The organism is Enterobacter sp. R-1.6.2 (genome assembly GCF_035064085.1).
GTDB classification, from domain to species: domain Bacteria; phylum Pseudomonadota; class Gammaproteobacteria; order Enterobacterales; family Enterobacteriaceae; genus Enterobacter; species Enterobacter asburiae_B.
Genome location: NZ_JASEYI010000006.1, coordinates 22,568 through 34,229, shown reverse-complemented (window position 1 = coordinate 34,229; position 11,662 = coordinate 22,568). Strand labels below are relative to the sequence as shown.

Annotated in this window: 12 protein-coding genes; 4 read left to right on the top strand and 8 right to left on the bottom strand. The window is 55.9% G+C overall.

All coding sequences use genetic code 11. The features are described 5' to 3' along the window. Positions 1 to 40: 40 nt before the first annotated feature. A complete protein-coding gene (gene yjjY / locus QMN93_RS08520) occupies positions 41 to 181 on the bottom strand; it encodes a protein YjjY (protein WP_085928893.1) in 141 nt (46 codons plus the stop codon). Between the two features lie 95 nt (positions 182 to 276). On the opposite strand from yjjY, the gene arcA reads away from it, so the two are divergent. Next, on the top strand, positions 277 to 993 hold the full coding sequence (arcA, locus tag QMN93_RS08515; protein WP_003856501.1) for a two-component system response regulator ArcA: 717 nt from the start codon (positions 277 to 279) through the stop codon (positions 991 to 993). 46 nt (positions 994 to 1,039) lie between these two features. Here arcA and creD read toward each other — a convergent pair whose 3' ends face one another. From creD to creA, 4 genes are read right to left on the bottom strand one after another with little or no spacing between them, the layout of a single operon-like run. Beyond that, on the bottom strand, positions 1,040 to 2,392 hold the full coding sequence (gene creD / locus QMN93_RS08510; RefSeq protein WP_193138841.1) for a cell envelope integrity protein CreD: 1,353 nt from the start codon (positions 2,390 to 2,392) through the stop codon (positions 1,040 to 1,042). Positions 2,393 to 2,448: 56 nt separating this feature from the next. Beyond that, on the bottom strand, positions 2,449 to 3,873 hold the full coding sequence (gene creC, locus QMN93_RS08505; RefSeq protein ID WP_193138840.1) for a two-component system sensor histidine kinase CreC: 1,425 nt from the start codon (positions 3,871 to 3,873) through the stop codon (positions 2,449 to 2,451). Next, complete coding sequence (gene creB / locus QMN93_RS08500) at positions 3,873 to 4,562, bottom strand: two-component system response regulator CreB (protein WP_069303645.1); 690 nt, start codon at positions 4,560 to 4,562, stop codon at positions 3,873 to 3,875. The genes creC and creB overlap by 1 nt, the downstream gene beginning before the upstream one ends. A 14-nt stretch (positions 4,563 to 4,576) precedes the next feature. Further along, entirely contained in the window at positions 4,577 to 5,047 is a 471-nt protein-coding gene (creA, locus tag QMN93_RS08495; protein WP_023334448.1) for a protein CreA, read from the bottom strand. Positions 5,048 to 5,258: 211 nt separating this feature from the next. Between creA and robA the strand changes: the two genes are divergently transcribed. Continuing rightward, positions 5,259 to 6,128, top strand: coding sequence for an MDR efflux pump AcrAB transcriptional activator RobA (robA, locus tag QMN93_RS08490; RefSeq protein ID WP_033144587.1), 870 nt, complete (start codon positions 5,259 to 5,261; stop codon positions 6,126 to 6,128). Here robA and gpmB read toward each other — a convergent pair. Continuing rightward, the gene (gene gpmB, locus QMN93_RS08485; protein ID WP_023310332.1) at positions 6,125 to 6,772 is read right to left on the bottom strand and encodes a 2,3-diphosphoglycerate-dependent phosphoglycerate mutase GpmB; all 648 of its coding nucleotides are present in this window, start codon (positions 6,770 to 6,772) and stop codon (positions 6,125 to 6,127) included. The genes robA and gpmB overlap by 4 nt on opposite strands. Before the next feature lie 50 nt (positions 6,773 to 6,822). Between gpmB and yjjX the strand changes: the two genes are divergently transcribed. After that, positions 6,823 to 7,338 carry an inosine/xanthosine triphosphatase gene (gene yjjX / locus QMN93_RS08480; protein WP_023334447.1) on the top strand — a complete coding sequence of 172 codons (516 nt, stop codon included), beginning with the start codon at positions 6,823 to 6,825 and terminating at the stop codon, positions 7,336 to 7,338. Positions 7,339 to 7,365: 27 nt separating this feature from the next. Here yjjX and trpR read toward each other — a convergent pair whose 3' ends face one another. Both trpR and sltY read right to left on the bottom strand, forming a co-directional pair. Continuing rightward, on the bottom strand, positions 7,366 to 7,695 hold the full coding sequence (gene trpR, locus QMN93_RS08475) for a trp operon repressor (RefSeq protein ID WP_023310330.1): 330 nt from the start codon (positions 7,693 to 7,695) through the stop codon (positions 7,366 to 7,368). A 55-nt stretch (positions 7,696 to 7,750) separates the two neighbouring features. Next, positions 7,751 to 9,688 carry a murein transglycosylase gene (gene sltY, locus QMN93_RS08470; protein WP_039260878.1) on the bottom strand — a complete coding sequence of 646 codons (1,938 nt, stop codon included), beginning with the start codon at positions 9,686 to 9,688 and terminating at the stop codon, positions 7,751 to 7,753. 227 nt (positions 9,689 to 9,915) lie between these two features. Here sltY and ettA point away from each other — a divergent pair, with 227 nt between their 5' ends. Further along, a complete protein-coding gene (gene ettA, locus QMN93_RS08465; RefSeq protein ID WP_047060206.1) occupies positions 9,916 to 11,583 on the top strand; it encodes an energy-dependent translational throttle protein EttA in 1,668 nt (555 codons plus the stop codon). Positions 11,584 to 11,662 lie beyond the last annotated feature (79 nt).

The window sequence follows — 11,662 nt, the reverse complement described above, 5'->3', positions numbered from 1 at the left end:
GAAGCGTAGTTTTATTGGGTGTCTGGTGTCACTTAGCCTGTTATGTTGCTGTTAAAATGGTTAGGATGACAGCCGTTTTTGACACTGTCGGGTCCAAAGGGAAAGTACCCAAGACCAAGCTAATGATGTTGTTGACGTTGATGGAAAGTGCATCAAGAACGCAATTACGTACTTTAGTCACGTTAAGCCGATCATGTTAATTTGCGACATGCATCAGGCAGGTCAGGGACTTTTGTACTTCCTGTTTCGATTTAGTTGGCAATTTAGGTAGCAAACATGCAGACCCCGCACATTCTTATCGTTGAAGACGAGTTGGTAACACGCAACACGTTAAAGAGCATTTTCGAAGCAGAAGGCTACGATGTCTTTGAAGCGACCGATGGCGCAGAGATGCATCAGATCCTTTCTGAAAATGATATCAACCTGGTGATCATGGATATTAACCTGCCGGGCAAAAACGGTCTTCTTCTGGCGCGCGAACTGCGCGAGCAGGCGAACGTCGCGTTAATGTTCCTGACGGGCCGTGATAACGAAGTTGATAAAATTCTTGGCCTGGAAATCGGTGCGGATGACTACATCACCAAGCCGTTCAATCCTCGCGAGTTAACCATTCGTGCACGCAACCTGCTGTCCCGCACCATGAACCTGGGTACGGTCAGCGAAGAGCGTCGTAGCGTAGACAGCTACAAATTCAACGGCTGGGAACTTGATATCAATAGCCGTTCGCTGATTAGCCCGAACGGTGAGCAGTATAAACTGCCGCGCAGTGAATTCCGCGCGATGCTGCACTTCTGCGAAAACCCGGGCAAAATTCAGTCCCGTGCAGAGCTGCTGAAGAAAATGACCGGCCGTGAGCTGAAACCGCACGACCGTACCGTAGACGTGACCATTCGTCGTATTCGTAAGCATTTCGAATCTACGCCAGATACGCCGGAAATCATCGCCACGATCCACGGCGAAGGGTATCGTTTCTGCGGCGATCTGCAGGAGTAATCCTGCAGTTAACGCATTAAAAAAACGGCGCATTTGCGCCGTTTTTTTATTTCCAGATCCGCATCGTATCGTTATCAGATGCTGCGGGTGGCTCTGGTCGCTTCGGCTGAGAGAGCGAGTACCAGTCGAAATGCCGGGTCAGGTACATCACCGCGAACAGCGCCAGGGCAAGAACAGCAGAGCCCAGTAGCAATGCGCTGTCCTCCGAGCGCAGCAGGAACCACATCACGACATCCAGTCCGAGTAGTGCCAGCACAAACAGCCCGCTGCGTTTCCAGCTTTTCAGCACGGCCTGCAGGTACATTCCGTTCATCGCTGCGCCAACCAGGCTTGCAACAACCCAGGCTGGCGTAAACCCGACGTGTTCAGACAGCGCCAGCAACACCAGATAGAACAGGACCAGCGACAGCCCCACCAGCAGATACTGCATCGGATGAAGGCGTAATCCGGTTAAGGTTTCGAAGACAAAGAAAGCCATAAACGTCAGCGCAATCAGCAAAATAGCGTATTTAATTGCCCGGTCGGTCAATTGATACTGGTCGGCTGGCGTCGCTACCGTCACGCTAAAGGCCGGGAGCGCCTCCCACTCCGGCGACTCCTTGCCGTAGAACCAGCTCTCAAGGTTATTTGCAAACCAGCTGCTCTGCCAGTTCGCCTGGAAACCAGACTCGCCTATTTGATGCTTAACGGGGAGATAATCGCCCATAAAGCCCGGATGCGGCCAGTTGCTGTTGAGCGTCATCTCGCTATTACGCCCTACCGGTACCACCGCAAAACTGCCAGTTCCCGCCAGGCTGAGGGACATCTCAAGCGCAAACGTTTTGGCTTCCAGCGCTTTGTCGGTCAGCAGGATATGGATCCCAGCAAACGCACCGTAGACGCCTGAACCGGGTTCCACGCTTAGGGTCTCACCATTGATTTTAGAGATACTGACCGTGCCAATACCCCGCGCGTCGCCAACGCCCGTCACGATAAACGGCTGCCCTGTCGCGATCGTTTCCCCTTTCAACTGCTTCAGCTCTTCGGTATTAAACTGCGCTTTTATCTTCAGGTCCGTGTTCCAGATCTGCCCGTCATAGATACCAATATTTCTCGACTCAACGCGCTGGTTCCCTTCAACAACCAGAGATTCCGGCAGAATGAAATGCATGTAGCTTTTCTTGTATTCGACCTTCTTCTCGTCCTCTATCTTGTAGAAGATCTCCGTCATCGGAATCGCAATCATCGGGCCGACCAGTTTTTGCGGTCCGCTGGTACTCTGGCGAAGCGTATTTTCGACATCATTGCGGTAGCTCTCCCGCTCTGATATCAGGTTACTGACCATAAAAAGCGGGACTAACAGCAGCAGGATGCACCCCAGCAGGGTGCTAATTTTCCAGAACAGTGGGGATTTCATCATTACGTCTCCTTTATGATGAGGAGAGCGTAACCAGGCCGTGTGGGGTCAGTTTGAAGTTATGTGAAGGGACGGTGAAGTATCAGCGTGGCCATCACGCCACCTTCATCACGATTACGCAATATAATCTCTCCCTGATGCAGACGCGCCACCTCCTGAACAAACGCCAGCCCGAGTCCGCTGCTCTTCAATCCGTTCTCGCGCGGCAGAGAATAAAAGCGTTCAAAAATACGATCCAGCGCGTAATCCGGGATCCCGCTTCCGCTGTCGGTGACGATCAGCTGTATCTGCCCCTGCTCTTCCCGGGCCGCCAGTTCAATGGCGCCGCCCTGCGGCGTAAAATCGATAGCGTTATCCAGCAAATTACCGAGCGCCTGTTCGAGCAGGTCGGGATCGCCTTCAACATGAAGCGAAGCGGGCTGGAGGGTCAGCCGAATCTCTTTTGCCGCCATCAGCGCCGAGCGCGCGTCGGCAAGACGCGTAAACAGCAGATCGACACGGACGGTCTGAGGCGTAATCTCGACGCGATTTTCAAGCCGCGCCTGGGTGAGCAGTTTTTCAACCAGCGACTGCATACGCGCGTTTTGCACCAGAATATTATCGATAAACCGCGCGGCCACCTGCGGCGGCGGCTGCTCGGAGAGAATTTCCGCCGCGCCGCGTATGGCGGCGATGGGGCTTTTCAGCTCGTGGGTCAGCGCATGGACATAGTGTTCAATGTAGTTTTTCCCTTCCAGGCGAATGCGCATACTCTCCAGCGCCAATGCCAGCTTGTGCAGTTCGCTACTGCCAGGATTAGGCAGCGGTAGAGGCGTATCCGTGGTCACCGAGTCGGCATAGCGCGATAACGTACTGATAGAACGATTGATCCACCAGGCAACGAGAAGACCGATAAGCAGGGCAATGCCGAGCAGCGCCCCGCCTGCCCACAGGATCCGCCGCTCGCTGCGATGGATAACCGGTGCCATCGCGCTGTTAGGTTTCCCGACCGACAGCACGCCGATAATCTTGCCCTGCTCCACAACCGGCGCGGCAACATACATCACCGTGCTCTCCGGATCGTCAGGATGGCTCTGGGTACTGCGCGCGCCGTATTCGCCGCGAAGCGTCAGCCAGACGTCGTTCCAGCGCGAGTAATCTTGACCCACGGCCAGACCGGCGGAATCAAACACGACACGGCCCTGCGCATCGGTCATGTAGACGTGGTACTCGTTACGCACTTTATGAATCCCGCCGATATTGGCGCGGAAAGGGCGCTGATGAAGCTGAGAAAAGGCCTGTGCCAGTTTGCCCTGCTGAGCATGGCCCGAAAGCAAATCATCACGTCCAATTTCAGCCAACAGGGTCGCGGTATCGATTAACGTGCCCTCGGTTGCCCTGCGCACGCCTGGCTTTACTTCCTGAACAAAGATCGACAGCACAAACCACGCGGCGATGGCCACGATCAGGAAATACCCCAGCAGCAGACGCATCCCAATGCGCATTAATACAGCCCCAGGCTATAGCCCATACCGCGATGGGTGCTGATGGGTGACAGTTCCTCGTTCACCGCCCGCAGCTTGGCGCGCAGGGTTTTGATGTGGGTGTCCACGGTACGATCGAAGCTGTCGCCGTCTTCACCCCACACCTTGTCCATGAGCTGCTGACGAGAAAAGACCCGCCCGGGGGCCTGCAACAAGGTTTTGAGCAGCAAGAATTCGTAGCGGGTCAGGGGCAATGCTTCCCCGCACCAGCTGATTCGCGCGGCAGGCTCGTTCAGTTCAAACTGCCCGATACGCAACGTTTCTGATGGTGCGACGGATTTCTGCATGCGCCGTAAAATCGTCCGCACCCGGGCGCAGACTTCACGAGGGGAGAAAGGTTTCGCAACGTAGTCATCAGCCCCCATTTCCAGGCCAAGCAGCTTGTCTACCTCATCACTGCGCGCCGTCAGAAACAGCACGGGCAGTGAGGGATGCTGCGCCAGAAGCTGGCGGCAAAGCTCAAATCCACTGATGTCCGGCAGCCCGACGTCCAGAATAGCGAGCGCCGGAACCTGCCGCCGCGCCTCCTCCAGCACGGGTAAACCGCGTTCAAACGCCTTTACCGCGAATCCTTCCTGCTGAAGCATGTAGATCAGCGTATCGGCGATGCTGGTTTCGTCTTCAACCAGCCAGACCACAGGTTGTTGCATAGTTCATCCCTGAATTAATGCCACGGCATAATCGGCACCGCGCTGATCGCGTTTTTCGGCGAGCCTTCCACCACTTTGTCAGAGTAGGCAAGGTAAGCCAGGGTGTTGCGTTTGGCATCATAGAAACGCACCACCTGCAGTTTTTTGAACACCAGCGAGGTCCGTTTCTGGAACACCACGTCGCCCTGCGCTTTGCCGTTTTTAATTTTATCGCTCAACTCAACCGGCCCCACCTGCTGACAGGAAATCGCCGCATCGGAGGTATCTTCCGCCAGTCCCAGCCCGCCTTTGATACCACCCGTTTTCGCGCGGCTGACGTAGCAGGTGACGTTTTTCACGTCCGGATCGTCAAACGCCTCCACCACGATTTTGTGGTCCGGGCCGAACATTTTGAACACGGTATCGACGGAGCCAATCTGTTCTGCCTGCGCCACGCGCCCGACCATCAGCATCAACGCGGTGAAGATCAAAGTCTTGTATTTCATATTGTTACCATTCTTTAAAATTACACTGAGCGATTATTCAACACTTTAGACAAAAATGTAGCAAGATCACAGGATTAGAATATATCTGCCTGTAATGTGCTCTAAAAAGCATGAATGCGCAAAAAAAACACTGAATGCTAAAACATCAAAAAATGCTATTATCCGCTAACCTGTTATCAGGCACCTGCTGTTTTAAGGATGAGGATAGTATATGGATCAGGCTGGAATTATTCGCGACCTGCTCACCTGGCTGGAAGGTCATCTCGACCAGCCTTTGTCACTGGATAATGTGGCGGCTAAAGCAGGCTATTCCAAGTGGCATCTGCAAAGGATGTTCAAGGATGTCACCGGTCATGCTATCGGGGCCTATATTCGCGCACGTCGTTTATCAAAATCTGCTGTGGCATTGCGCCTGACCGCGCGGCCTATTCTGGATATTGCCCTGCAATATCGTTTCGATTCACAGCAGACCTTCACCCGCGCCTTCAAAAAACAGTTCTCGTTGACGCCAGCGCTTTATCGTCGCTCGCCTGACTGGAGCTCGTTTGGCATGCGTCCGCCGCTGCGTCTGGGCGAGTTCGCGATGCCAAAATACGAAATTGTCACGTTGCCTGAAACCCATCTGATCGGCACGACACAAAGCTACTCCTGTTCACTGGAGCAGATTTCAGAGTTCCGTCATCAGATGCGCGTCCAGTTCTGGCGCGACTTCCTGAGCCACGCACCGACGATCCCGCCAATCCTGTATGGCCTCAACGAAACGCACCCAAGCCAGGAAAAAGACGACGAGCAGGAGGTGTTCTACACCACCGCGCTGACGCCAGAGATGGCCAATGGGTATATTCAGGGTTCGAAGCCAGTCGTGCTGGAAGGCGGCGAATACGTGATGTTCGCCTATGAAGGGCTGGGAACGGGGGTTCAGGAGTTTATCCTGACCGTTTACGGAACCTGCATGCCGATGCTGAATCTGAATCGCCGTAAAGGTCAGGACATTGAGCGCTACTACCCGGCGCAGGATGCCAAACCGGAAGAAGGCCCAATCAATCTGCGTATGGAATTCTTGATTCCGATACGTCGTTAACGCTGCAGTTCGTCAAGCGCAGGGGCATCAAGATGCGAAATGTCCCCTGCCATCTCTACTACCCAGCCCGACGCCAGCCACGCGCTTTCCTGATAATCAATCCGGGAAATGGAGCAGTTGCGCAGGCGCAAACGGCGCTCAGCGTAAGCCGGTAACCCCAGAATAGTGCTCACCAGGCAACCCAACGCAATCCCGTGACTCACCAGCAGCGGACGGCTTCCCGCCGGCAGCTTCAGGCACTCCGCCAGGGCGGCATGCATGCGTACGCTAAGCTCCTGCATGGATTCGCCTTCAGGAATACGGCCATCTTCGGTACCGTTCACCAGCGTGCGGCGCCAGCCCTCCTCCGCTTCCGTCAGCGTATCGATATGGCGTTTCTCCAGCACGCCCATATCCAGCTCGCGCAAGCGCGGCTCCAGCATGACGTCACAGCCGCAGGCATCTGCGATGATGCGCGCCGTCTGCTGTGTGCGACCTAAATCGCTGGTGATCACGTGGGTAATACCCAGCGTTCTGGCGCGTTCCGCCACCTGCCACGCTTGCTGCACACCCTTCTCGGTGAGAGGACTGTCTGACTGGCCTTGAATACGTCGCTCGGCGTTCCACTGCGTTTCACCGTGGCGAACAAGGTATACCTGTAACATGCTTTTTTTCCGTTATACTGCGATGAGTTTTTTTTGAATCGAGCTTAATTATGCACCATGTTGTCTCTGCTACCACTAATCCTGCCAAAATTCAGGCAATTCTAAGGGCATTTGACGAGATCTTCGGCGCAGGATCCTGCCATATTGAGGCCATCGGCGTCGAGAGCGGCGTACCTGAACAGCCGTTTGGCAGCGAGGAAACGCGCGCTGGCGCACGAAATCGCGTGGCAAACGCTAAGGCCGCGGCACCGAATGCCGACTTTTGGGTAGCGATTGAAGCAGGTATCGACGAAGGCGCAACCTTTAGCTGGGTTGTCATCGAAAGCCGCGAGCAGCGCGGTGAAGCACGTTCGGCCACCCTGCCGCTGCCGGAGATCATTCTGGAAAAAGTCCGTGCGGGTGAAGCGCTCGGGCCGGTGATGTCGCAGTACACCGGCATCGATGAGATTGGCCGTAAAGAAGGGGCGATTGGCGTCTTTACCGCAGGCGCGCTGACGCGTTCAGGCGTTTATCATCAGGCCGTGATTCTGGCCTTAAGCCCGTTCCATAACGCGATTTATCGGTAAGTTTTTTGGCCGGATAAGGCAAAGCCGTCATCCGGCGTTTTTCAACAATACCGCTTCCAGCCACTGGCGCAGCTCAACCGGGGCCGACTTCAGGCTGTTCGAGCCGCGGGTGATCGTTGCAATACCCGCGCCGAGCTCATTTTTCAGCTCGCGCTGGCTCATCTCTCCGCGCAGCAGCTCTTCAATGATCCGCACGCGGGTGCCCAGCGCCTCGCGCTCGTCCGGCGTGAGCATCAGCTGCATAAGGGGTAAATGCAGATCCTGTTCGTATGACTGACGCAGCAGCTCCACAAAACGAAGCCACTCCAGATGACGTTGTTCGGCCATTGCCGAGGAATACGGGGAATGCTGGGTCATGTTATGCTGCCTCTTGTACTCTTTAGCGAGTACAGCATAACACAACCCACGCCGATCAGTAACGTCTCTGCCACTCGGCATCGCTCATCAGGGTATCTTTCTGCCCCATGAAGTAGCGATAGTAAGCGTCATAGGCCAGCACGTTCTTCACGTAGCCGCGCGTTTCCGAGAACGGGATGCTCTCCACAAACGCTACCGCGTCGATGCGTCCGGCGCTGTTGCCGAGCCAGGTGCGTACGCGTCCTGGCCCCGCGTTATACGCCGCCGAAGAGAAGATGCGGTTATTGCCGAACTGCTGATACACGTACTGGAGATAGCTGGTACCGATGTTGATGTTGGTATCCGGATCCAGAAGCTGCGACGGACTGCTGTAGCCAGGAATATTAAACATCTTCACCGTGTGCGTCGCCGTGCCTGGCATAATCTGCATCAGGCCGCTGGCGCCCACCGGGGAGCGGACTTTCGGGTTCCATGCGCTCTCCTGACGGGCAATCGCCATCGCGTAGCTTTGCGGGATATCTTTGCCGCTGGTATAGCGATCGAACAGATCTTTGTACGCCAGCGGGAAACGCTCTTCCAGATGATCCCAAAGCTTGCCGGCGATCGTCGCCTGCACGCTGAGATCCCACCAGTGATTATCAAACGCATAGCGGGCAAGCTGGGCTTTCTCATCGGTGGTGCGGCTGGTCACCAGATTCGCCCACTCGCTGCGCGCGGTGTTATCCATATTCCAGTACATCAGCTCGCGAACGCGCGCCATTTCTGGCCCCTGCGTCAGCGCCGGGTTCGCGTTGGCAGGCGCTTTATCTATACGGAAGGTGTATTCCTCACCCAGACGCTGCGCGGCAGCCATTGGGTAAAACCCGCGCTGCTGCATCAGCGAATGGAGGATCTCTTTGGCCTCATCATCACGACCGCGCTCCATCAGCAGATCGGCCTGCCAGTAGCGCCATTCGTCTTTCTCTTTGGCCTCCATTGGCAACCGCGCGAGCCAGGTATTGAGCCCACGACGATCGCCCGTGCCCAGCGCCATGCGCACGCGGCGTTCCACCAGCGACGTAGAATTCGAACGCATAATGGCATCGTCACGCCAGCGCGCCTGTTCATCGGTCACATCGGTGCCCATCAGTCTCCACGCTACGATGTCGCGCAGCTCCTGGGTTTGCTCCTCATTAAGCTGCTGCGCCTGCACCAGCTGCGGGATCATCAGCCGCGCGTTTTCCACATCGTCACGCGCCACGTTGGCAAAGGCCACCGCCGCCATCTGGCGGGTAAAATCGGTCGCGCCCGTGCTGCGGGCAAAGGTCAGGACGCTGTTTGGATCGTTAGCCAGTGAGATAACCGCCGTGGAGATCGTCTGGTAATCGGACGGCATCTGCCCCGCCAGCGTGGTCACCAGACGCGTGTTGCCGGCTTTCATCGCCAGACGGATGCGTTCAAGGTAGGAGAGCGGATCCTGCTTGCCGGAAGCACGCCACGCGCTAAACAGGGAATCACAGGCGTTCGGCTGGTTTTTTCCGGTCAGCCAGAGCTCTTTCGCTCCGGCCCAGGCCTCTTCCTGCTGGCCGGTCGCCCATTTTGCGTAGTAATAGTTACACTGCGCTTCGGTGGCGTTCGGCTTTTCCGGGCTAAAAGCCAGCAGTCCGCGCCAGTCTTCGCGACGCGCCAGCTCATTCACAAAGCGAGACTGGAGATTTCGGGCTGGCGGCAGGGTTGGGTTCGCCTGAATGAAGTTATTCACGGTGACGGTAGGCTGGTTCATCAGATCGTCGGTTATCTGGCGATACTCCAGATACGGATACAGCGGATAATCCTTTAGCGTCGGCATCAGCGCCTGCACGGTATCCATCTGCTTGTTGTCCCACGCCTGTTTAATCTGGGCGTAGCGGTTACGTTGTTCATCCAGTGAATCGGCATGCACCGCCTGGCTTACCGCCATTACGCATACGCTGGCAGCCAGCAGACGCCAGACCACCCGTTTGGCTTTTTCCACAAGCTCTTCCTCATTGTTTTTTCGTCAATTGCAGCGTCTTGCCACGTCAAAGTCTAATTAACTTATGCTAACCAGGCATTCTTCAACGCGCCACGTCATGGACACTTTTTTACCTTTCTTGCGCGTTTTAACACTCCCGACGTTCCTGGCTGGGATTAGGACGTGAAAAAGGCTACACTTCGAGGCTGAAATTCCTTCTCATTACGATAAAAGAGGCGAAGTCCAACGTGGCTCAATTCGTTTATACCATGCATCGTGTCGGCAAAGTTGTCCCGCCGAAACGTCATATTCTTAAAAATATCTCGCTGAGCTTCTTCCCGGGCGCAAAAATCGGTGTTCTGGGTCTCAACGGTGCCGGTAAGTCCACCCTGCTGCGCATCATGGCCGGCATTGATACAGACATCGAAGGTGAAGCCCGTCCGCAGCCTGGCATCAAGATTGGTTACCTGCCGCAGGAACCTCAGCTGAACCCGGAACACACCGTTCGCGAATCCGTTGAAGAAGCGGTATCCGAAGTGGTTAACGCGCTGAAAGGTCTGGATGAAGTGTATGCCAAATACGCTGAGCCGGATGCGGACTTCGACAAGCTGGCCGCGCAGCAGGGCAAGTATGAAGAGATCATCCAGGCGCACGACGGTCACAACCTGAACGTGCAGCTGGAGCGCGCGGCTGATGCCCTGCGTCTGCCGGACTGGGATGCGAAAATCGCGAACCTCTCCGGGGGTGAACGCCGCCGCGTGGCGCTGTGCCGCCTGCTGCTGGAAAAACCAGACATGCTGCTGCTCGACGAACCGACTAACCACCTGGATGCAGAATCCGTGGCGTGGCTGGAGCGCTTCCTGCACGACTTCGAAGGCACCGTTGTGGCGATTACCCACGACCGTTACTTCCTCGACAACGTCGCCGGCTGGATCCTGGAGCTGGACCGCGGTGAAGGTATTCCGTGGGAAGGCAACTACTCTTCCTGGCTGGAGCAGAAAGATCAGCGTCTGGCGCAGGAAGCTTCTCAGGAAGCGGCGCGTCGTAAGTCTATCGAGAAAGAGCTGGAGTGGGTTCGTCAGGGCGCGAAAGGCCGTCAGTCTAAGGGCAAAGCCCGTCTGGCACGCTTCGAAGAGCTGAACAACACCGAATACCAGAAACGTAACGAAACCAACGAACTGTTTATTCCACCTGGAGCACGTCTGGGGGATAAAGTGGTTGAAGTGACCAACCTGCGTAAATCCTACGGCGACCGTCTGCTGATCGACGACCTGACCTTCTCCGTACCGAAAGGCGCTATCGTCGGGATCATCGGTCCGAACGGCGCGGGTAAATCGACCCTGTTCCGCATGATGTCCGGTCAGGAACAGCCTGACAGCGGCTCTATCACCCTGGGTGAAACCGTGAAGCTGGCCTCCGTTGACCAGTTCCGTGACGCGATGGATAACAGCAAAACCGTGTGGGAAGAAGTCTCCGGCGGTCTGGATATCATGCGTATCGGCAACACCGAGATGCCAAGCCGCGCCTATGTTGGCCGCTTTAACTTCAAAGGCACCGACCAGGGCAAACGCGTGGGCGAGCTGTCCGGCGGTGAGCGCGGTCGTCTGCACCTGGCGAAGCTGCTGCAGGTGGGCGGTAACGTTCTGCTGCTCGATGAACCAACAAACGACCTGGATATCGAAACCCTGCGCGCGCTGGAAAACGCCCTGCTGGAGTTCCCGGGCTGTGCGATGGTTATCTCGCACGACCGCTGGTTCCTGGACCGTATCGCGACCCACATCCTGGACTATCAGGACGAAGGTAAGGTGGAGTTCTTCGAAGGTAACTTCACCGAATACGAAGAGTACAAGAAACGCACGCTGGGCGCCGACGCGCTGGAGCCGAAGCGTATTAAGTACAAGCGTATTTCGAAATAAAAGCAAAACGGCAACCTCGGTTGCCGTTTTTTATGTTTGTACCCTCTCCCCGTGGGAGAGGGCCAGGGTGAGGGCATCA

Bases quoted from the DNA above. Each gene is read 5' to 3' on its own strand.
- arcA (WP_003856501.1), top strand. From the start codon at position 277: ATGCAGACCCCGCACATTCTTATCGTTGAAGACGAGTTGGTAACACGC.
- creD (WP_193138841.1), bottom strand. From the start codon at position 2,392: ATGATGAAATCCCCACTGTTCTGGAAAATTAGCACCCTGCTGGGGTGC.
- creC (WP_193138840.1), bottom strand. From the start codon at position 3,873: ATGCGCATTGGGATGCGTCTGCTGCTGGGGTATTTCCTGATCGTGGCC.
- creB (WP_069303645.1), bottom strand. From the start codon at position 4,562: ATGCAACAACCTGTGGTCTGGCTGGTTGAAGACGAAACCAGCATCGCC.
- creA (WP_023334448.1), bottom strand. From the start codon at position 5,047: ATGAAATACAAGACTTTGATCTTCACCGCGTTGATGCTGATGGTCGGG.
- robA (WP_033144587.1), top strand. From the start codon at position 5,259: ATGGATCAGGCTGGAATTATTCGCGACCTGCTCACCTGGCTGGAAGGT.
- gpmB (WP_023310332.1), bottom strand. From the start codon at position 6,772: ATGTTACAGGTATACCTTGTTCGCCACGGTGAAACGCAGTGGAACGCC.
- yjjX (WP_023334447.1), top strand. From the start codon at position 6,823: ATGCACCATGTTGTCTCTGCTACCACTAATCCTGCCAAAATTCAGGCA.
- trpR (WP_023310330.1), bottom strand. From the start codon at position 7,695: ATGACCCAGCATTCCCCGTATTCCTCGGCAATGGCCGAACAACGTCAT.